This is a genomic window from Pseudomonas sp. KK18 (genome assembly GCF_037094675.1).
GTDB lineage: Bacteria > Pseudomonadota > Gammaproteobacteria > Pseudomonadales > Pseudomonadaceae > Aquipseudomonas.
The window spans coordinates 1,245,358-1,265,702 of sequence record NZ_CP146605.1 but is presented as its reverse complement, the minus strand read 5'-3'; the positions used below and the strand labels follow the sequence as shown (position 1 = coordinate 1,265,702).

Genomic DNA, 20,345 nt, shown 5'->3' with positions numbered 1-20,345 from the left:
AGGAAAGTGATGATCAGCGGGCGAACGCGAGAAAAGAGGAACCTTGGCCATGGAACAGACGCTGGAAGCTGTAGCGCTTTTTGCGCTCAAGCTGGTGCATGAGACCGAAGGCGCGAGCCCGATTCTGCGGGACGACCTGGTCATGGACGGCTATGAGCGGGAGGTGTTTGGCTTGCTGGTGCGCAAGGGCGATATCAACGCCATCCAGCATAAGATCGACGAGTGCCTGGCATTGGCCCTCGAATCCCTGGGCGGTGCACACACCGTGATGGGCCGCGAGCTGCAACGGCTTGCGCTGGATGTACGCCAAGCGACGACACTCGAAGCACTCGATGCCCCGCTCAACGCACTCAAGGATTACCTGAAAGCCATCCTGTAATGCGCGACTTACCGCCGCCCTTCGACCGCCATGCGCACAGCCAGGCCCATCAGCACCGAGCCCATTAACCAGCGCTGTACGGTTTGCCAGACCGGTTTGCGGATGAAGAACCCCGCGATCGAGCCCGCCATCAGAGCGATCAGCCCGTTGACGCTCACGCTGATCATGATCTGCGTAAAGCCCAGTACCAGCGATTGCGAGAGCACACTGGCGTGCCCGTTGGGGTCGATAAACTGGGGCAGCAACGACAGATACATCACTGCCACTTTGGGATTCAGCAGGTTGGTGACAAAGCCCATCATGAACAGCTTGCGCGGGCTGTCCTTGGGCAAGTCCCGCACCTGGAACGGCGACCGGCCACCCGGCTTCACCGCCTGCCAGGCCAGGTAAACCAGATACAGCGCCCCGCCGAGCCGCAACGCGTCGTAGGCATAGGGAACCGCCATCACCAACGCGGTGATACCCAATGCCGCGCAGAACATATAGACGACAAAACCCATCGCAACGCCGCCCAGGGAAATCAGCCCGGCCACTCGCCCCTGGCAGATCGACCGCGAAATGAGGTAAATCATGTTCGGGCCGGGCGTCAGCACCATGCCGAGCGAGATCAGGCCGTAGGCAAGCACGCTGGAGAGTTCGGGCATGGTGTGGCTCCTTGACGACGTAAAACCTTGTAATGGCCGGCGGGTTGTTGGCGCCATGGTAGGTCGATAAAAGGAACGCCGTTAGATACAGATCCGCGAGCAAAACGTCATACACCGGTACCGGCGTCTGCTGCACCACTCACCCAAGGAAAGGCACATGATCGACTTCAACAACAAAGGCTTCTTCAAGCTCAAGCAAAACAACGAATACGCCGAGCGCGTTTCGTCATTGCTGCTGGATGATGAGCAGGTCATCGATTCCTACAAGGCCATGCGCGATGGGGTGGTGTTCACCACCAAGCGCATCATCGCCGTGAACGTGCAGGGAATTACCGGCAGCAAAAAGGATTTCACGTCCCTGCCGTATAAAAATATCGTCGCGTATTCGGTGGAAACCTCGGGGACCTTTGACCTGGATTCGGAGTTGGAGATTTACTTTTCGGCGGTGGGGAAAGTGAAGTTTGAATTCACGGGAAAGACGTCGATTGTTGAGATATCGAGGGTGATTTCCAGGCATGTGCTTTGAACCGTTACGAAAACTCCGCTTTTAAGGATTTCCCACTATGGGCCCAAAAACCGCAGAGCTAATCGATGTGCTTGAGGAACTTGCCATCCTGCTGGAAAGCGATAGGGACAATCACTGGAGCCGATGGATGCGTAAGGCCAAAACCTTATTGCAAGCATCCGATTACTCCGGAATCACCTATTTGCGCTCTGCATACGGCGGAATGGGCTCGTTCAATGACCTCGTTCTTGGACAAAGCAGCGAAGACGGCGTTTTTTTCTGGAAGCCTGGATACAAGGAGTTGAACGACCGGTTGGACGGGTTACGTAATAAAGCCGCGCAGTTGGGCGCGCAGATACAGCGCTCTCAGGCAGAGTAAGCGTGCTTGAATCAATGTAGCGATTGCTAAAGTGACTTTTCCCGCACCTCCCATCGAACAACGAGAATTTCAGGTTCTTCTCCGCTCTCATAGGCTCGCTTCCTTGCACAGGGAAGTGAGTCGTCATGACAGAGCGCGCGTATCCAATTACCGAAGAAGAGCAGCTGAAGCGGCGAATCCTGACTCCGCAACCTAAGCAGATTCCGTATTCACCGTTCATTGATTTGCGCATTCCACGCCATCCGGCCACCCAGCCCGCCAACATCCGGCCACCTATTCCACGCTCATCCGGCCAGGCAGTCGGAGCGCAGCGACGCAGGTTCGCATTGTTAGTCTGAAGTCCCTGCCGTCGTCAATTTCGTCGCGCGTCTGCGCATCGACTCGCCCTTCAGTTCGATCCGATAAGCGTTGTGCACCAGCCGGTCGAGGATCGCGTCGCCCAAGGTCGGATCACCGATCAGCGCATGCCATTTGTCCACCGGCATCTGGCTGGTGACCAGTGTCGAGCGGTTGCCGTAGCGGTCGTCCAGCAGCTCAAGCATGTCGCGCCGTTGCGCGGCGGTAAACGGCGCCAAGCCCCAATCGTCCAAGATCAGCAGGTCGGTCTTGGCGTAACCGGCCATCAGTTTGGCGAAGCGGCCGTCGCCGTGGGCCAGGCCTAGTTCCTCCATCAAGCGCGGCAGGCGCAGGTAGCGCACGCTGTAGCCGTCGCGGCAGGCCTTGTGGGCCAGCGCGCAGGCGAGCCAGGTTTTGCCTACGCCAGTTGGCCCGCCGATGATCAAGTTCAGGCCATCACGCAGCCACTGGCCACTGCCCAGCTGCAGGATCATGGCCTTGTCCAGGCCACGCGGGCTGCGGTAGTCGATGTCTTCCAGGCAGGCGTTGTGGCGCAACCGCGCCGCTTTGAGGCGAGTGGTCAGGCGGGCGTCTTCGCGCTCGGTCACCTCACGGTCGACCATCAGGCCGAGGCGTTCATCGAAGCTCAGATCATTGATATCGGGCGTTGCGTGTTGCTCGCCCAGCGACTTGATCATGCCGTGCAGGCGCAGGGTTTGTAGCTTGTCCAGGGTCGGGTTCGGTAGCATTTCGAAGCTCCTTTTTCAGGTCAGTGGTAGTAGCCCGGGCCACGCAGGTTGATGTGCTCGTCGGGCAGTAGCGGCAGGTTCTGCTGGGCCAGCGGCAGGCGTTCCAGCCCTTGGCGCAGGATCGATTCGAGGCTTTTGTAGCTGCATGCGCCCAGTGCCAGCGCCCGCTGGCACGCGGCTTCCAGCCGCGCTTCGCCGTGCTGTTTACTCAGGCGCAGGATGCCCAGGCAGGCGCGGAAGCCGTGCTGAGGGTGGATTCGGCGTTCGAGGATGTAGGCGATGACGCCAGCGGTGTTTGGCCCGGTCTGCTCTGCCCAGCGGATCAGCCGTTGCGGTGTCCACTCGGCGTGTTCGCGGTGGCTCTTGGGCATGTGCTCGGTTTGGGTGGTGTGGCGGCCTTTGTGCAGCGAGCGCAAGTGGCTGGCCACGCGCTGGTTGGCGTGGAAGCACTCGACGGTCTGGGCGGTGAGTCGTACTTCGAGTTGGTGCTTCACCAGCTGGTACGGCACCGAGTAGAAGTGGCCATCGACCTCGATGTGGTAGTCGATATGGACGCGTACCTTTTTCCATTCGGCGTAGACGTAAGGGTGTTCCGGCAGCGGGTGCAGCGCCGGTTGGTCGAGGGCCTCGAAGGCTGACCGGCGGGAGCCGGGCAGCTTTTTGAAGGGCTTGTGATTGACGCGATCCAGCAGCAGTGCGATGGCGGTATTGAGTTCGCCGAGCGAGAAAAACTGGCGGTTGCGCAGCACCGCCAGGATCCAGCGTTCGACCACTTGCACGCCGACTTCGACCTTGGCTTTGTCCCTTGGCTTGCGCGAGCGAGCGGGTAATACGGCTACGCCGTAATGCTCGGCCAGGTCGCGGTAGCTGGGGTTGATGTCGGGTTCGTAGCGATGAGCTTTGGTGACGCCGCTGCGTAGGTTATCCGGCACCAGTATCTGCGTTGTGCCGCCGAGAAAAGCGAAGCAGCGCACGTGCGAGCCTAGCCAGTCAGGCAGCTTTTGCGACCAGGTGGCCTCGGCAAAGGTGTAGCTGGACGCGCCAAGCACGGCGACGAAGATCTGAGCCTGACGGATCTCGCCGGTTCGCCGGTCAATGACCGGCACGGTCTGCCCGGCGTAATCGACGAAGAGCTTTTCGCCAGCACGGTGTTCCTGGCGCATCACCACATCGACCTTGGCGGCCCAGAGGCGGTAGTGCTCGCAGAACCAGCTGTACTGGAAGCCTTGCGGGTGAGCGAGCCGATATTCCTGCCAGAGCAGAGCCAGGGTTACGCCGGGACGGCGCAACTCGGCATGGAAATGAGCCCAGTCAGGCATCGGACGTTGATCACTGGGCACAGCGGGCGGCGGCGGAAAAAGATGCCGTTGCAGCTCGGAGTCGGTCAGCACCGACGGCCAGCTCAGGCCGCTGGCAGCAAAGCGATTGAGGTATTCACCGACGCTGGCTCGACCTACTTGCAAGCTGGCAGCAACTTGGCGGGCAGATAGGCCGACCTCGAATTTGAGACGTAGCACTTCTCGAATCTTACGCATGGATAACCGCTCCACGACGACCTCTCTGCTTCGATAAAAGAGGTCGATGGTAGTGAATTAATCCTGCGTTGCCGCCTGCCTTATGGGCGGCCGGATAGCCGTGGAATGGGTGGCCGGATCAACGTGGAATCAGTGGCCGGATGTTCATGGAATGGGTGGCCGGATGGCCGTGGAATCCGCATCATTGATTTGTATGAAGCACCTCCTGCGCCCACGCCTGAACCCGCGAGGATTCCAGGCCATGTATTCGCCAAGTCGTGCCAGTTGCCCGACGGGATCATCAGCTACAACAACCCCACCGGTTATGTGCCGCTTGAGCTGATCAAGGATTACGGCCACTTCACGCTGTTAGGCGGACGGGAAGTGGACAGCCAAGGCGGCGTTTCCCTCAGGAAAATCAGCGGTAGTGCCCTACCCGTTGGGCTTGGCCAGCTTGTGCTGCGCACATCCGCGTTGGAGTCCGCGGCTGCGGCGGTCGGTGCCGCCGCTGGGGGTTTGCTTGCAGGGCTGGTGGCGCTGGCCTGGCCGTCGGAGCTTGGCGACAGTGGGCTCTATAGCGAAGAGCAGCTTCGTCACCTGCAAAAAGCCCGTTCGCGGATGCGGTTGCATATCGAGCAACGCGCCGATGGGACGCTGAAGGGATATGGGTTTTACACCGGTAAAAATACCGACTGGCAGATGATCGATGTGGTGCAGTTTCAGAGTCGTGACAGTCAGTTCGTGGCGGATCTTGGCGAGGGTGTGGAGCTTACTTGGACGCCGGCCATTGATCCTGGCGACACCCTTGGCATTCCGGCATTGGAGGCTGCACCGCAAGCACCGGTGATGTGGATTTATCCGCCGACGGAGGCGGCCAAACAGATGCTGGTGAACCCGATTTATCCGCCGGAGTATCGGGATTTTATTCTGGTTTTTTCGGTGGAGTCGGGGGTTCGGCCGCTGTATGTGGTGGTTAACGAACCACGAAAGGGGCTTAAAAACCCGGACCATGATTATTTCCCGGCCCCCAACGCTGCAGACATAACAGGCTTTCCAGGTCTGATAGACCAAAGACCCGTGACACCTAGAAAAGGCGGTAGCGGCTTACGCGAGCGCTGGATAGATGCCAAAGGGAGGAAAATATTTGAGTGGGATTCCAAGAAAGGCGAATTAGAAGTCTATCGAAACAGTGACCTTGCCCACCTAGACGCATTCGATCCCTACACCGGTGAGCGCCGAGGTCGAGCAAAACCCGAACGCCGCATATACAGATAAGTGGAAAACACATCATGGTTATAAAAGTCAGATTGCGTTGGTACGACAAGCAAAGCAATTACGTGAAGGCAGATGAATACTCGGCAGATATTGATGACGCGGAGAGCTTTTTTGAAACACTAGGGTTGAGTCAAGAAACGGCGATATATGCGGACGTGTTCAACGTTCGCCCAAGCTGGATAGCGACTATCCAACCGCATTTCCAGCACGTAATTGAACCCGTGAACTTCGATTACCAAATCTCTTTCAGCTACCAAGGCACATGGCCGCCACAATCCTCCAAAAAACCATAAAGGACTCCAATGAAAAAGCCCCCTCTCTACCGTTCAGTCAATACCCGAACGCACAACGTGCGTCACGGAAGTTGCCGCACCTATAGGCAACAACGCCATAGCAAAAGCGAAAAGACCTCCATGCTGGGCCGCGGTTCGATGCACAGCCATCACCGGCACGGCTTCGATTACACGCCACTATTCCGGTTTCTTCTGTCCAAGGTCGGCCACCAATGGGATGCGATTTTCAGCGAAGCCAACTCCCGCTTGGACCGCCCGGATCCTGTGTTCTGGATGGTGGCTCTACATGAAAGCGAAAAAAGCGAATACGTACGAACGGACGAGTCTACCTATTACAGCGGCTTATACGTCGACGAGACTGGTCTACTGCAAAAAGTTAACCCACAACTGACACCCGCGTTCATGAAGCCGTTTTGCGACTGCTGCACCCACACCTTCAACGGTGTGGTATTCCCACCGGTTCCACCCCACAGGCGCTAAAACTCAACCGCGCACACAATCCACCCACCTCCCGGTTATACAACTCCAACCGCCCCCCGATTTTCCCCACGATCATCTGCACAATCGCCAACCCCAACCCCGCCCCATTTGCATTCCCGCGGCTATAAAACCGCTCGAACAACCGCCCAATCTCCCCCTCATCAATCCCCGGCCCCGCATCCTCCACACACAGCTGGACCACGCCCGAATCCGCCCCCCGCACCATCACCCGCACCTCACTCCCCGCCGGCGAGAAATTCAGCGCATTGGTCACCAGGTTCTGCAGCGCAATCGCCAACGCTATCGGGTCCGTTTCAATCCAGCATTCCTCATCCCCTTCCAGCACCAACTCAACGCCTTTCTCCATCGCCAGGGGCGTCAGTTCCGCAAGTTCTTCGCGCACCAACTCCGTCAACGGCACACGCACTCGTACGGTGTTGTTCAACTGCGGCTCGATGCGCGCCATGGTCAGCAGTTGGCTGCCAATACGCGTCGCCCGGTCCACGCCATTCACCAGGAAGTCCAACGCCTCTCGCCGCTGCTCCTCGGTTTCCGCGCTCTGGGCGTTCTGCGCGTGAATGCGCAATATCGCCAACGGCGTGCGCAGTTCATGCGCCGCGTCCGCGATAAACCGACGCTCCCGCTCCAGCAGGTCATCCACCTGCACCAGCAGGCGGTTCAGCGCGGTTTGCATCGGTTCCAGGTCCGCCGGCAACGGTTCAAGTTGCAGCGGTCGCAACGTATTGCTGTCCCGCCCGCGAATGGCCTGGGCCATGGCGCGCAGGGGCTTGAGGCCCCAGCCGATGGTCAGCCAGATCAACAACGCCAGCAGCGGCACGCCAATCAGGATGGGCCAGAGGGTGTGGCGGATGATGCGCTGGATCACGTCCTGGCGAATGTCGTCGCGCTCGCCCACCCAGATCAGCAGGCCTTGTTGCATGTCGGCGAGCATGAACGCGCACCAGTCATTGCCGTTTTCCATCAGGTCGTGAGGCCCGAGGGTGGTGGGCGGTGCGTTGAGGATCGGCGCGTCGGTGGAGCGCACCAGCAGTTGGCCGTCGGCGCGCCATACCTGGAAGGTCAGGCGGGTTTCGTAGGGGTGCGCGGCGCCGTCTTCGCCGACACGGCTCATGGCTTGATCGAAAGCCTGGTAGAGGCGGTCCCAGTCGGCATCGCCGGGATCGCGCTGGCGCAGTACGCCTTGCAGCAAACGGGCGCTTTGGGCGAGTTGGGCGTCGTAGACTTCTTCGATTTCGTGGTGGCTGTCCCGCAGCACGAGCCAACTGATCAGGCCATCACCCAGCAGGATCAGCACCAGTACCGGAATGAGGATGCGCGCGCGGACCGAATTCATGGTTTGAGTTCCACCACGTAGCCCACGCCACGCACGGTGCGGATCAGTTCGGTGGAGAGTTTTTTGCGCAGGTTGTGGATAAGGACTTCGAGGGTGTTGCTTTCGACGCGGTCCTGCCAGCCGTACAGCGCGCGGGACAACCGCTCGCGGGTGACGACTTTGCCGGGGCGCACCATCAGTTGGTGCAGCAGTTGGTATTCCATCGGCGTGACCACAACGTCCTCGCCTTGATAACTGACCTGTTGGGTCACCGGGTCCAGGCTCACGCCCGCATGTTCCAGCAATGGTTGCGCGCGGCCCTGGCTGCGGCGCAACAGGGCGCGCACACGGGCCTTGAACTCTTCGACGTCGAAGGGTTTGACCAGGTAGTCGTCGGCGCCGGCGTCCAGGCCGGCGATGCGCTCGGCGGTGCCGTCGCGGGCGGTAAGGATCAGCACCGGCAGGTCGTATTGCTCGGCGCGCAGGGTTTGCAGGAGTGTGAGGCCGTCAAGGCGCGGCAGGCCGAGGTCGAGCAGCAGCAGGTCGAAGCTTTCGGTGCGCAACGCGTGCAAGGCGCTGACGCCATCCTGCAACCAGTCCAGGGTGTAGCCTTCGGCGCCCAGGGCCACGCGGATCCCTTGGCCAAGGGCACGATCATCTTCGACAAGGAGCAGGCGCATAACTGATTCTCTGGAGTAACCGGCGGCATGATGCCGTGTAACCGTCGAGGCTATTTCGGGAAAGATGTTACGGGCCGTTGCCAACTAAGCTTTCGCTAAGGTTGGTTTTGCACAGTGAAATCTCCCACATCTGCTGAGAGTGCTTCCATGCGCAAAATTCTCTTGCTGTCGCTGATTATCGCCAGCCCCATGGCCTTCGCCGGCCCGCAATGCACCACTGCCGAGCGCTCGCAATGGCAGGACCAGAAGGCCTTTCAGGAGCAACTCAAGGCCCAGGGCTACGAGATCAGCAAGTTCAAGGTTACTGACGGCAACTGCTACGAGATCTATGGCTTTGACAAGGACAAGCGCAAGGTCGAGATCTACCACGATCCAGTCACCGGCAAGGCCGTGAAGACAGAGATCAAGGGCTGATGCCAGCAACCTCCCTGCGCCTCTGGGACCCGGTGGTGAGGGTGTTTCACCTCTCCATCGCCGGCGTCTTTGTGGCCAATTACTTCTTCAACGAAGCAGGCGACGACTGGCACGTATGGCTGGGCTATTACGCCATGGCCTGGTTGCTGGTGCGGTTGGTGTGGGGATTTGTCGGTCCGCGCAGCGCGCGCTGGGCGGACTTCTGGCCAACGCCGGAACGGCTCATGGGCCATGTGCGTTCACTGCTCAACCGCCGGCCGCAGCACCGCCTGGGCCATTCGCCCATTGGCGCGCTGGTGATGATTCTGATGTTGCTGGCGCTGCTGGCTATCGGTGCCAGTGGCTTTTTGATGCAGGAAGTCGACGCCCTGTGGGGCGCCGATTGGCCGCTGCTGTTGCACGAAACTGCCGCCAATGTACTGGCCGGCCTGGTAGGCGTGCATGTGCTGGCGGCGTTGTTTGAAAGTATCCAGGTGCGGGACAACCTGCCGTTATCCATGCTCACCGGCCGCAGGAGGCGCCTGCCGGATGACCGTGCGCAGTAATCCTTTTTCCCGACAGGTTCTCTATGCGCCCGCTTTTAATGATCTGCAGTCTGCTGGTGGTGTTTTTCGCTGCCTGGCAAAGTCATCCGCCCCACGTATTGGCGCCGTTTGCCCAAGGCCCCAAGGACAGCTCGCCAACAGAGGCCGCCCCGCAATACAGCAGCCGCTTTGTCTCCTCGCAGCTCAATGACTTTGTGCATTCCTCCTCGGTCACCGCCCTGCCCGGCGGCGACCTGATGGCCGTGTGGTTTGCCGGTTCCCGCGAGGGCGCCGCCGATGTGCAGGTGCGCACCGCGCGCTTTGACGCGAAAAGTGCCGAGTGGGGCCCGGAGCACGTATTGGCCACCCGCGAAAGCACGCGCGACGGCACGCACCGCTACATCCGCAAGCTGGGCAACCCGGTGATCGCCCTGGCACCGGACAATCGCCTGTGGATGTTCTACGTTTCGGTGTCGGTAGGCGGCTGGGCCACCAGCGCGATCAACGTGATGGTCTCGGATGACCTGGGGACGAACTGGTCGGCCCCTCGGCAACTGATCACCTCGCCTTTCTTCAATATCAGCACGCTGGTGCGCGCCGCACCGGTATTCCACGCTGACGGTTCCATCGGCCTGCCGGTGTACCACGAGTTCATGGGCAAATTCGCCGAGTACCTGTACTTGAGCCCCGACGGTGCGGTGGTCGACAAATTCCGTATCAGCCGTGGGAAGAACTCGCTGCAGCCGACCATCGTCCCGCAGGACGGCCAACGCGCCATCGCCATGCTGCGTTACGCCGGCGAAACCCATCACCGAGTCCTCGCCAGCCGCACCGAAGACGCCGGCCAAACCTGGAGCGAGCCTTACCCACTGGAACCGTCCAATCCCAACTCCTCGCTGGCAGCCGTCAGCACTGAAGGCGACGGTTTGCTCGTGGCCCTCAACGACCTGCAGGACGGCCGCTTCAAGCTCAGCCTGTACGGCACCGATGCCAAGCTCAATCAGTGGCGCACCGTGGTGGAACTGGACCAATCCCCCGACCCCTTGGGCCAACCGTTCTCCCCCGAGGCCTACAAGGAAATCATCGGTGAAGGCTTCCGCGCCTCCAGCGGTGCGCTGCGCCTGCCGCTGGAACAACGCTTTCTCAGCAACCTGGATTACCGGGTGTGCAAGCCCCGTGGCTGCGATTTCGAATACGAGTACCCGTACTTCAGCCGCAGCCCGGACGGCATGTACCACCTGGTGTACTCGTGGAATAACACCTTTATCAAACATGTCAGCTTCAACGAAGCCTGGCTGTCGGAGCGCCTGTGATGGTTTCTGTATGGCAAGCGCATTTGAGTTTTGTGCTGTTGGGTTTTGTGCTGCTCAGCCTGTTGCGCGTCACAACACCCTGGCGCCCCTGGCTGCTGCCGGTGTTGGTGGTGGTGAGTTTTATCCCGGTCAACGAACTGCCGTTGGCGGCGTATGTGCGCAGCTTCACCGATGACCTGGCCATCAGCACCCTGGTGTTGCTGGCGTGGGTCAGCCTGTGCCGGTTGGGTGTGGTGCAGCCGCTCCAGCGCCCGCTGAAGGTCCAGGTGCTGCTGCTGTTTGGCATCCTGAGCTTGGTGCTGTACCCGGCAACGATGGGCCTGACGTACTTTGACCCCTACCGCTGGGGTTTCAACCCTCGGCCGATGATCGTGCTGATAGGCGCGGCAGCACTGTTGATGCTCTGGCTGCGTAATACGCTGGCGGTGTGGATGCTCGCGGCGGGCACCCTGGCGTTCGCGCTGCGGCTCAAGGCCTCGGAAAACTACTGGGACTATCTGATCGACCCACTGCTGACGGGCTACTGCCTGGTGGCCGGGTTGTGGATGCTGGCGATGGCTGCCTGGCGCCCTCTTTTAAAATTGCACAGAGGTCAATGATGGGATGGTTGCACTCGCGCCGCCTGCGCTACGGCGTGGGCGCGATCGGTTTGGTATTTGCGTTGCTGGCGGCACTGCGGCTGGTGTTTGTATGGGGATTTTCCGGGGTCGACCTGAGGGAGCCCGCACTGCTGGAAACCGTGGGCATCGGCCTGCGTTTCGACCTGCGCCTGGCGGTGCTGATCCTGTTGCCCCTGGCACTGCTCGCCTGGCTGCCACGCTGGAACCTGGTGACTGTCCCCGCCCTGCGCTGGCTGGCACGGGGTTATCTGCTGCTGGCGCTGGCCATCGTCGGGCTGGTGTACATCATCGACTTCGGCCACTACGCCTACCTCGGTGTGCGCATCAACGCCACGGTGCTGCGTTACCTGGAAGACGCGCAGATTTCACAACAGATGGTGTGGGAAACCTACCCGGTGCTGTGGATAACCTTGAGTTGGCTTGCCGCCGTCGGCCTATGGACCTACGCCCTGGTTCGCCTTGAACGCATCACCCTGGATGGCGAACGCAAACCCATTGGCAAGCTGGCCATCGCATCCGTGGCCACCGTCGGCGTGATCGCGGTATTGCTGGCCCTGCTCGGCCGCGTCGCCAACCTCAATATCGAAAATCCCGTGCCCCTGCGCTGGAGCGACGCGTTCTTTTCCGGCAACAACCAGATCGCCGCCGCGGGCCTCAACCCGGTGCTGTTTCTGTACGACACCCTCAAGGTCGGCCAGTCGCAATTCGATGAGGCGCGGGTGCGAGAGCATTACCCGCAAGTCGCGAATTATCTGGGGGTCAGCCAGCCCGACCCCGAGCAGTTGAACTTCGCCCGTGAACAAGCCGTGCAGCCTTATCGGCTCAAGGGCGAGCGCCCGCCGAACGTGATCTTCGTGATGCTCGAGTCCCTCGGCACCAGCGCCGTGGGCGCCTATGGCAACCCGCTGAACCCCACGCCGAACCTCGACAAGCTGGCGAAGGAAAGCTGGTTCTTCAAACACTTCTACGTGCCCGTCACCGGCACCGCCAAAACCGTGTGGGCGAGCATCACCGGCGTGCCCGACGTTACCCGCCAGGAGACGGCAACCCGCAACCCGCTGATCACCCGGCAACACACCTTGATCAATGCGTTCGAGGACTACCAGAAGCTCTACATGATCGGCGGCAATGCCGGCTGGGCGAATATCAACGCCTTGATCCGCCAGAGCATCGACGGCGTGAAGCTGTATGACGAAAGCCACTGGCGCTCGCCACGGGTGGACGTGTGGGGCGTTTCGGATCTGGACCTGTTCAAGGAAGGCGACGAACTCCTGCGGGCCATCCCCAAGGACCAACCGTTCTTCGCCTACCTGCAAACCTCCGGCAATCACCGCCCGTTCACCATCCCCAAGACCAACGATGGCTTCAAGGTGCATGACCTCACCGTGGAACAAGTCCAGGCCGCAGGCAGCCGCAGCGTCGAGCAGTACAACGCCGTGCGCCTGCTGGACTTCAACATCGGCCGCCTGATGGAAATCGCCAAGGCTGGCGGTTACTACGACAACACCATCTTCGTGTTTTTCGGCGACCACAACACCCGAATCAGCCAGATTCCGCACATGGCGCCGGCATTCGAGCAGCTTGGGCTGGAAAGCAACAACGTGCCGATGATGATCCACGCGCCCGGCCTGCAACCCCGGGTGATCGAAGAAGCCGTCGGCCTGGCGGACCTGCTGCCTACCGTGGCCGGCATGGCGGGCATACCGTTCCGCAATGGCGCGATGGGCCGGGATATCCAGCAACCTGCGCCGGAAGGCGAGCGCGTGGTGCCGCTGGTATTGCGCGAGGGCACGTTCCCGCTGATCGGCGGCGTGACCAAGGACTTCCTGCTGCAAATGGAGCACGACGGCAGCTCGCCGACCCTGCATGACCTGGCGTCGCAAACGCCGAGGGACAATGTGGCTCAGCAGTATCCCGAGGAGTTTGAGCGGTTGCAGGGGCTGACCCGTGGCCTGCATGAGAGTGCGCGATTGATGTTGTTCCGGAACGTGCGCTGAAGTCACCTGACGGTCGGGCTGTACTATCGGCCCAGCCAATCCATCCCCACAATCTATCGATTTGAGGTCCACCTCACCCTCCCCGACTATGGCGGCACTTCCAATAACAAAAACCAGGAACCCGCCATGACTGCCCGCTTCCACAACCCGGTAGACACCCGCTTCGGCTGGGGCTGCCTGCAAGAACTCGCCGCTCTTACCGAAGGCCAGAGCGTCGCCCTCGTGACCTTTCCCGAAGCCCGCGGGCTCGGTTTGGTAGACCGCATCCAGGCCCTGCTGGGCGAACGCCTGGTGTACGTCATCGAAGACGTACAGCCCAACCCTGACGTGGCCCAACTGCGCGACACCTACGAGCGTTTCTGGCTGCAGGCCGGTGACTGCCAGGTGGTGGTCGCCGTCGGCGGTGGCAGTGCAATTGATACGGCAAAGGCCTTGATCGTCGGCACAGATTCCGGGGATTTCGACGAGCTGCTGGCGTTGCTGGCCACCGGTAAACCTTTCGCGCCGGCCCGCCACAAGCTGTTGATTGCCGCACCGACCACCGCCGGCACCGGCAGCGAAGTCACGCCATGGGCGACGATCTGGGACTCCGCCAGCCTCAAGAAGTATTCGCTGCACCTGGACTGCACCTGGCCGACAGTGGCGATCATCGACCCGCAGTTGATGCTGACGGTGCCGGCCGGGGTCACGGTGTCCACCGGGCTGGATGCCTTGTCCCATGCGCTGGAATCGATCTGGAACGTCAACGCCAACCCGGTCTCGGACACCTTCGCCATCTCCGCCATCGAAGACATCCTGGAATGCCTGCCGCGCTTGCGGCGTGACCTCGGCAACCAGGAATTGCGCTCGCGCATGGCCTTGGCGGCGCTGAAAGCCGGCCTGGCTTTTTCCAACACCAAGACCGCCCTCGCCCACTCCATCTCTTATGAGATGACTCTGCACCACGGCCTGCCCCATGGCATCGCCTGTTCCTTCACTTTGCCGCTGGTACTGGGCCTGGCATGGGGGCACGACGCCGCGCGGGACCGCACTCTGCAACGGGTATTCGGCACCGACCTGCAGCAGGCCCAGGCGCAGCTGCGCGACTTCCTCCACAGCCTGGACGTGAAGACCGAATTTGCCGACTACGGCGTGAATGCCACCGAGGCCGAGGCGATGATCCGCTTCGCCCTGCAAGGCGCACGCGGCAAGAATTTCATCGGCGCGCAAGCGGCCTAGACTCACCGTAATTCAGTCGTTTCCTGTTGCACCTATCAAGAGTGCCCCCCAGCGGCTGCGGTCGCCGGGGCGAATAACAATAAGGAAAACATCATGAATCGTGCACACGTGCTGCCTGTTCCTGCCGTCCGTACCTCATCGTTTCGCGTAGCCCAGTGGCGCATGCTGCTGGCGGCGATGTTTTGTTATCTGTTTTTCTACACCGGCCGCCAGACCTTCGGCTTTGCCATCCCCGGGATCCAGGCCGAGTTCGGCCTGACCAAGGAAACCCTCGGCTGGGCCTCCGCGGCGATGCTTTGGGCCTACGCGATTGGCCAGGCGATCAACGGCAACCTCGCCGACAAGTTCGGCGGCCGCCGCATCATGACCCTGGGTGCGGTGCTGTCCTGCGCGGCCAACTGGGTCACCAGTTTCGCCAGCGGCTTTGCCGGGCTGATCCTGCCGTGGGGCATCAACGGTTACTTCCAGGCCCTCGGCTGGGCACCCGGCAGCCGGCTGATTTCCAATTGGTGGAGCGCCGGCGAGCGCGGCAAGGTGTATGGCTTTTATGTGTTCGCGGCCGGGTGCGCCTCGGTCCTGTCGTACGTCACCTCCATCGTGGTGCTGGAAGTGTTCCAACTGGAATGGCGCTGGATCTTCCGCCTGCCGGTGCTGTTGATGTTGGCGGGCGGCATTATTTTCTACCTGGTGGCCCGCGAGCGGCCTCAAGACATGGGCTTCGAGCCCCTGGCCGATACTGGCGTGGCGAATGCCGAAGACAAGAATCATGAAGTGGCCCACGGCGAAGTCGAATCCTCGGCGCAGCGCTACAAGGCGGTGCTGAAAAATCCGCGGCTGATCATCGCCGCGATCTCCCTGGGTTTCCAGAACGCCGCCCGCTACGGCCTGATCGTCTGGGTGCCGGTGCACTTCCTCGGGGCCAACTGGAAAAGCGGCGACAGCATGATCGACCCCAAGTGGATCACCGTGGCCCTGCCGGTGGGCATGGCCATCGGCGCCCTGAGCAACGGCTGGGTCTCGGACAAGCTGTTCGGCTCCAAACGCTACCTGGCGATCATGCTCTACATGTTCCTCGGCGCCGCCACCAGCCTGTGGATGTGGAGTTTGCCGCCCCACAGCGCAATCGGCCTGGTAGCGTTGTTCCTCTGCGGGTTCTTCGTGTATGGCCCGGCGTCGAGTTTCTGGGCGCTGTGCCCGGACCTGGTCGGCGCCAAGCGTGCGGGTACGGCCACGGGCGTGATGAATTTCTCATCCTATCTGTTCGCCGGCCTGGCGGAACCGCTGATCGGCAGTATGCTCGACAGTACCGGCAATACCTCGCTGATCTTCATCGTCGTGACCTCGGCCTGCCTGTGCAGCGCAGCGGTGGCGTTGTTTATCCGACGTTGATGACCGGCCCGGCGGACCTCAGGAACAGGACTCGTTATGTACCAGTACCACAAGTGGCTGCGCTCGTTTCATGCGGTGGCGAAGACCGGCAGTTTCACCCTCGCCGCCGAATACCTGAGCGTCGGCCAGCCGACGGTCAGCGAGCAGGTCAACGGGCTGGAGAAGCAGTTCTCGGTGGAGCTGTTCCACCGTCGCGGGCGGTTTATCGAGATGAGTGCCGCCGGGCACGCCCTTTACGGGATCACCCAGGGGCTGTTCGGCCAGGAGGATGAAGCCATGCAACTGTTGCAGAGTTTCAAGCAGCGCAAGACCGGGCTGCTGCGCCTGGGCGCGGTGTCGCCGCCGATCGCGATGAACCTGACCTACGAGCTGATGCAGCGCCACCCGGACATCGAACTGGAAACCTCGTTTTCCCCGGAAAAGGAAACCCTGGACCGGCTCTTCAACTTCGATATCGACGTGGCGATCCTGGCCCTTTCGGAGTTCGACCAGCGCTTCGATACCCAGCTGTACCGGCGCTATCCGATTATTGCGGTGGTGCGCGATGACCACCCGTGGGCCCGGCAGAAAGAGGTGCACGTGGAACAGATCAGCCGCGAAAAGTGGGTGATGCGCGAGAAAAGCTCACGCACCCGGCAACTGGTGGAAGAAAGCTGCAAGCGCCAGGGCATCGCCGTGAACTGCGTGATGCAGCTGAACAGTCGCGAAGCCATTGTGCACGCGATCACCAAGGGCATCGGCATCGGCTTTGTGTCTGCCGTGGAATACGCCGAAACCCCGGGCACCACGCCGATCACCTTCGTCGACCATCCGTTTTTCATCGACTACCACTTGTGTTGCCTGGGCATCCGCCGCAACCGACCGATGATCGCCGAGCTATTCGAGGCCAGCCCGATCCCGGCCACCTGATCGTCTTGACCGTTTAAACCCTCACCAGGCGCTTACCTCTTCTTTGAGAGAGGGACGGCCTGCTCACACCTGAAAATGGAGACTTGCCATGCACTACCAACAACCTTCCAAGCTGCAAGCCGTGGTCCTGGACTGGGCCGGCACCGTCGTCGACTTCGGTTCCTTCGCCCCCACGCAGATTTTTGTCGAGGCGTTCGGCGAGTTCGGCGTCGCCGTTTCCCTGGAGGAAGCCCGCGGCCCGATGGGCATGGGCAAGTGGGATCACATCCGCACCTTGTGCAACCTGCCGCAGATTGCCGAGCGTTATCGGGCGGTATTTGATCGCTTGCCGACTGACGAGGATGTCACCGCACTGTATGAGCGCTTCATGCCGTTGCAGATCGAGAAAATTGCGCTGCATTCGGCGGTCATTCCCGGCGCCCTTGAGGCGATCAACACCCTGCGCGGGCAGGGCTTGAAGATTGGCTCCTGCTCCGGGTACCCCGCGGTGGTGATGGCCAAGGTGGTCGAGCTGGCGCGACAGAACGGCTACGTCGCCGACCATGTGGTGGCGACCGACGAAGTGCCCAACGGGCGCCCGCATCCGGCGCAGGCACTGGCCAACGTGATTGCCCTGGGGGTCAGCGATGTGGCCGCGTGCGTGAAGGTCGACGACACCTGGCCGGGGATCCTGGAAGGCCGTAGCGCCGGCATGTGGACGGTGGCGTTGACCTGTTCCGGCAACGCACTGGGTTTGACCTACGAGCAATACAAGGCCCTGCCTGCTGCTGAGCTGGCGCTGGAGCGTGCGCGCATTACACAGATGTTCGAGGGCTCGCGGCCGCATTACCTGATCGACACCATCGTCGAACTGCCGGCGGTGATCGACGATATCAATGCGCGTTTGGCGCGCGGAGAAACGCCGCAGGGTTCTTGATGGGCCGATGGGGTCAGTGAGCTGACCCCACACTGCGGCCTATCGCCCTGCGACAAGCTGCTCGCTAAGTATCCACAGCCGCTGCGCCAACCCGGTATCCACCGCCCACGGCCTGACACCCAACTGCTCTTCCGATTCCGCACTCACTGCCGTCGCCACATCACAGTTCTCGCAATAGACCCCGCCCATTCCCGCCAACTGCCCACTCACCGCGCACCACACACTGGTGGCCGCGCCTTGCTCCGGGGTTTTCATGTTCCGCTCAGGGTCGATCACCGGTTTCCCGTGCTCGTCGACATAGCCTGATGCCTGCAAGACTTCAGGCTTCATGTGCCGCACCAGATCGGTAATGATTCCACCGGGATGCACCGCAAAAGCCTTTACCCCACTCGCCGCACCGAGCGTATCCAGATGCACGGCGAACAGCGCATTGGCAGTCTTGGACTGACCGTAGGCCCTCCATGGATCGTAGGCCTGGCGCTCGAAATTCCAGTCGTCAAAGTCGACGGCGCCGTGCACATGCCCCCGTGAGGACAGCGTCACCACCCGTGCACCTTCGGCGCGCTGCAAGGCCGGCCACAGGCGCTGGGTAAGCAGGAAATGCCCGAGATGGTTGGTCGCAAACTGAGATTCGTAGCCCTGGGCATTGCGGCTCAACGGCGGCGCCATGATGCCCGCGTTATTGATCAGCAGGTGCAGCGGGCAGCCTGTCGCCAGAAAGCGCTCGGCAAACTGTTCGATGGACTGGGCGTCCATCAAGTCCAGGGGTTCAAGTTGCAGCTGTGGGTAAGGTTTGAGTGCGGCGCGTGCCTTGGCCAGGTCACGGGCCGGGATGATCACGCGGGCGCCCGCGGCAGCCAGGGTACGGGCGGTGACCAGGCCAATGCCGGAGTAGCCGCCCGTGACAATCGCCACCTTGCCCGAGAGATCGACGCCCCGGATGACTTCGGCGGCGGTGGTTGCTGCTCCATAGCCGCTGTGGATCGGTTTTTGTACTGTGGGCATGACAGAGTCTCCATTGGACGTGTGGTTAACACGCTACCCCTCGAAAGCCGTACTCTGAATACTCGAACATCCCGTTTACATGCGTAAAAGTACGAATATGCCCAGCGACCCGTTTTCCGAGATTCTCACGTTCGTGAATGCCCAATCGGTGATGACCGGCGGCTTCAGCGCGGGCGGCGCCTGGGCCCTGCGTTTTCCCGCGCCGGACAAGATCAAGTTTTTCGGGGTGGTGAAGGGGCAGTGCTGGTTGTGGATGGATGGCGAACTGGCGCCGGTGTTGATTGAGGCGGGCGATGTGTTCCTGCTGTGTGCGCAACGCTCGTTTGTGCTTGCAGGCGATGTGTCGGTCGCGCCTTTGGAAGCGCGGCAATTATTCGCTGACGCCGGCCGCTTCCCGCAAATCGGTGACGGCCAGGGCTGTGTGCAAATCGGCGGCTACGTGCAACTGGACCCGGAGAGTGGCGGCCTGCTGGCCAACGCGCTGCCGCCCCTGATCCACGTGCGAGCCACGTCGCCGCAAGCGACAATCGTGCAATGGCTACTCGGCCAGTTGGCACATGAGGGGCAAGCCAATTTGCTCGGGGCAAGCTTGGCGTCGGCGCAACTGGCGCAGTTGATGTTTATCCAGATCCTGCGGGCCTATGTCGAGACCTCGGGCGTATTACCCGAAGGCTGGCTGCGCACGGTCAGCGACAAGCGCCTGGCCCCCGCGCTGCGCTTGATACACAGCGAGCCGGGGCGTGCCTGGACACTGGAAGACCTGGCTACGGCGGCTGCGATGTCGCGCACCACGTTTTCGCACTACTTCAAGAGCGTTGCCGGGGTACCACCGTTGGCGTACCTGACCGAGTGGCGCATGCGCCTTGCGCAACGAGCGTTGCGCGAGGGGAATCTGTCAGTGGGCGTGTTAGCGCAGTCGTTGGGGTACGGTTCTGAAAGTGCGTTCAGCAACGCCTTCAAGCGAGTGACAGGAAAGGCCCCGAGGCATTATCGGGACGCGTGCCGTCAATCCAGTAGCGCGGCGCCCTTGAGCAGCGCGTAAAGCCCTTCCGGTACCAGTGGCGACTGCGCGGTGAAGCTTGAGCTGCCCTTCCAACTCACCTTGAACGCAAAACCGTTGCTTTCAGCACCGTCAAGATACGGCTGCTCGTATAGGCTCTGATCCGCAAATTGACCATCGTAGACCTGGACGATCTCGTGTCCGGGGTGGCCGTCGTAGGTAAAGATGCTTTCAAGCGTGCCGAGCAGGCGCAGGCTGTGAATCGGCTGCGCCAGTTCCTCCTGGACTTCTCGCACGATGGCCTCGGCGCTGTGTTCACCGAATTCGATGCCACCACCGATGGGGCGAAAGACTGTCTGCTGTTTCACCGCATCCTGGAATTCGTGAACCAGAATTCGACCGTTGCGGTGAAAGATACAAAGGGCAAGCGCCCGGATACGCGGTGCGACCATGGAGTGAAATCCTTGTCTTGG

At 61.2% G+C, this 20,345-nt stretch carries 23 protein-coding genes and 1 pseudogene; 17 read left to right on the top strand and 7 right to left on the bottom strand.

What is annotated here, in order from left to right; translation table 11 throughout:
• Positions 1 to 49 precede the first annotated feature (49 nt).
• Complete coding sequence (locus V6607_RS05525; RefSeq protein WP_134325801.1) at positions 50 to 379, top strand: hypothetical protein; 330 nt, start codon at positions 50 to 52, stop codon at positions 377 to 379.
• A gap of 8 nt (positions 380 to 387) precedes the next feature.
• Here the strand turns inward: V6607_RS05525 and V6607_RS05520 are convergent, their stop codons facing one another.
• The gene (locus V6607_RS05520; protein ID WP_134325800.1) at positions 388 to 1,023 is read right to left on the bottom strand and encodes a LysE family translocator; all 636 of its coding nucleotides are present in this window, start codon (positions 1,021 to 1,023) and stop codon (positions 388 to 390) included.
• Between the two features lie 157 nt (positions 1,024 to 1,180).
• Between V6607_RS05520 and V6607_RS05515 the strand changes: the two genes are divergently transcribed.
• From V6607_RS05515 to V6607_RS05505, 3 genes and pseudogenes are all read left to right on the top strand, one after another.
• A complete protein-coding gene (locus V6607_RS05515) occupies positions 1,181 to 1,549 on the top strand; it encodes a PH domain-containing protein (RefSeq protein ID WP_003210321.1) in 369 nt (122 codons plus the stop codon).
• Positions 1,550 to 1,586: 37 nt separating this feature from the next.
• Entirely contained in the window at positions 1,587 to 1,907 is a 321-nt protein-coding gene (locus tag V6607_RS05510; protein ID WP_134325799.1) for a hypothetical protein, read from the top strand.
• A 125-nt stretch (positions 1,908 to 2,032) separates the two neighbouring features.
• Positions 2,033 to 2,131 (top strand): annotated as a pseudogene (locus V6607_RS05505) (detoxification); the annotation flags it as partial.
• A 105-nt stretch (positions 2,132 to 2,236) separates the two neighbouring features.
• Here V6607_RS05505 and istB read toward each other — a convergent pair.
• Positions 2,237 to 2,992 carry an IS21-like element ISPsy14 family helper ATPase IstB gene (gene istB / locus V6607_RS05500; RefSeq protein WP_027976742.1) on the bottom strand — a complete coding sequence of 252 codons (756 nt, stop codon included), beginning with the start codon at positions 2,990 to 2,992 and terminating at the stop codon, positions 2,237 to 2,239.
• A gap of 20 nt (positions 2,993 to 3,012) precedes the next feature.
• A complete protein-coding gene (gene istA, locus V6607_RS05495) occupies positions 3,013 to 4,527 on the bottom strand; it encodes an IS21 family transposase (RefSeq protein WP_338741807.1) in 1,515 nt (504 codons plus the stop codon).
• 105 nt (positions 4,528 to 4,632) lie between these two features.
• On the opposite strand from istA, the gene V6607_RS05490 reads away from it, so the two are divergent.
• The 3 genes from V6607_RS05490 to V6607_RS05480 are packed head-to-tail and all read left to right on the top strand — an operon-like array spanning position 4,633 to position 6,554.
• On the top strand, positions 4,633 to 5,781 hold the full coding sequence (locus V6607_RS05490) for an S-type pyocin domain-containing protein (RefSeq protein WP_338743397.1): 1,149 nt from the start codon (positions 4,633 to 4,635) through the stop codon (positions 5,779 to 5,781).
• A 14-nt stretch (positions 5,782 to 5,795) separates the two neighbouring features.
• On the top strand, positions 5,796 to 6,074 hold the full coding sequence (locus tag V6607_RS05485) for a colicin E3-like toxin immunity protein (protein WP_134325797.1): 279 nt from the start codon (positions 5,796 to 5,798) through the stop codon (positions 6,072 to 6,074).
• Positions 6,075 to 6,083: 9 nt separating this feature from the next.
• The gene (locus V6607_RS05480; protein ID WP_003210329.1) at positions 6,084 to 6,554 is read left to right on the top strand and encodes a hypothetical protein; all 471 of its coding nucleotides are present in this window, start codon (positions 6,084 to 6,086) and stop codon (positions 6,552 to 6,554) included.
• On the opposite strand, the gene V6607_RS05475 is transcribed toward V6607_RS05480, so the two are convergent.
• Both V6607_RS05475 and V6607_RS05470 read right to left on the bottom strand, forming a co-directional pair.
• A complete protein-coding gene (locus V6607_RS05475; protein WP_134325796.1) occupies positions 6,511 to 7,908 on the bottom strand; it encodes a sensor histidine kinase in 1,398 nt (465 codons plus the stop codon). The genes V6607_RS05480 and V6607_RS05475 overlap by 44 nt on opposite strands.
• Entirely contained in the window at positions 7,905 to 8,567 is a 663-nt protein-coding gene (locus tag V6607_RS05470; protein WP_008438452.1) for a response regulator, read from the bottom strand. The genes V6607_RS05475 and V6607_RS05470 overlap by 4 nt, the downstream gene beginning before the upstream one ends.
• A gap of 147 nt (positions 8,568 to 8,714) precedes the next feature.
• On the opposite strand from V6607_RS05470, the gene V6607_RS05465 reads away from it, so the two are divergent.
• From V6607_RS05465 to phnX, 9 genes are all read left to right on the top strand, one after another.
• Positions 8,715 to 8,981 carry a PepSY domain-containing protein gene (locus tag V6607_RS05465; protein WP_003210334.1) on the top strand — a complete coding sequence of 89 codons (267 nt, stop codon included), beginning with the start codon at positions 8,715 to 8,717 and terminating at the stop codon, positions 8,979 to 8,981.
• The gene (locus V6607_RS05460; protein WP_003210336.1) at positions 8,981 to 9,526 is read left to right on the top strand and encodes a cytochrome b/b6 domain-containing protein; all 546 of its coding nucleotides are present in this window, start codon (positions 8,981 to 8,983) and stop codon (positions 9,524 to 9,526) included. The genes V6607_RS05465 and V6607_RS05460 overlap by 1 nt, the downstream gene beginning before the upstream one ends.
• Positions 9,527 to 9,549: 23 nt before the next feature.
• On the top strand, positions 9,550 to 10,818 hold the full coding sequence (locus tag V6607_RS05455) for a sialidase family protein (RefSeq protein WP_134325795.1): 1,269 nt from the start codon (positions 9,550 to 9,552) through the stop codon (positions 10,816 to 10,818).
• The gene (locus V6607_RS05450) at positions 10,818 to 11,417 is read left to right on the top strand and encodes a hypothetical protein (protein ID WP_087695143.1); all 600 of its coding nucleotides are present in this window, start codon (positions 10,818 to 10,820) and stop codon (positions 11,415 to 11,417) included. The genes V6607_RS05455 and V6607_RS05450 overlap by 1 nt, the downstream gene beginning before the upstream one ends.
• Positions 11,417 to 13,435 (top strand): LTA synthase family protein, encoded by a 2,019-nt coding sequence (locus tag V6607_RS05445; RefSeq protein ID WP_134325794.1) that lies wholly within the window; start codon positions 11,417 to 11,419, stop codon positions 13,433 to 13,435. The genes V6607_RS05450 and V6607_RS05445 overlap by 1 nt, the downstream gene beginning before the upstream one ends.
• Positions 13,436 to 13,561: 126 nt before the next feature.
• Complete coding sequence (psrA, locus tag V6607_RS05440) at positions 13,562 to 14,653, top strand: iron-containing alcohol dehydrogenase PsrA (RefSeq protein WP_003210343.1); 1,092 nt, start codon at positions 13,562 to 13,564, stop codon at positions 14,651 to 14,653.
• Positions 14,654 to 14,746: 93 nt separating this feature from the next.
• Positions 14,747 to 16,042, top strand: coding sequence for an MFS transporter (locus tag V6607_RS05435; RefSeq protein ID WP_003210345.1), 1,296 nt, complete (start codon positions 14,747 to 14,749; stop codon positions 16,040 to 16,042).
• Between the two features lie 36 nt (positions 16,043 to 16,078).
• Entirely contained in the window at positions 16,079 to 16,951 is an 873-nt protein-coding gene (locus tag V6607_RS05430) for a LysR substrate-binding domain-containing protein (protein WP_087695146.1), read from the top strand.
• Positions 16,952 to 17,039: 88 nt separating this feature from the next.
• Entirely contained in the window at positions 17,040 to 17,867 is an 828-nt protein-coding gene (phnX, locus tag V6607_RS05425; protein WP_003210349.1) for a phosphonoacetaldehyde hydrolase, read from the top strand.
• A gap of 39 nt (positions 17,868 to 17,906) precedes the next feature.
• On the opposite strand, the gene V6607_RS05420 is transcribed toward phnX, so the two are convergent.
• Entirely contained in the window at positions 17,907 to 18,872 is a 966-nt protein-coding gene (locus tag V6607_RS05420; protein WP_134325793.1) for an oxidoreductase, read from the bottom strand.
• 79 nt (positions 18,873 to 18,951) lie between these two features.
• Between V6607_RS05420 and V6607_RS05415 the strand changes: the two genes are divergently transcribed.
• Positions 18,952 to 19,914: an AraC family transcriptional regulator gene (locus V6607_RS05415; protein WP_256347040.1), complete on the top strand. Its 963-nt coding sequence runs from the start codon at positions 18,952 to 18,954 to the stop codon at positions 19,912 to 19,914.
• Here V6607_RS05415 and V6607_RS05410 read toward each other — a convergent pair.
• On the bottom strand, positions 19,878 to 20,324 hold the full coding sequence (locus V6607_RS05410) for an NUDIX hydrolase (protein WP_087695149.1): 447 nt from the start codon (positions 20,322 to 20,324) through the stop codon (positions 19,878 to 19,880). The genes V6607_RS05415 and V6607_RS05410 overlap by 37 nt on opposite strands.
• Positions 20,325 to 20,345: the final 21 nt, after the last annotated feature.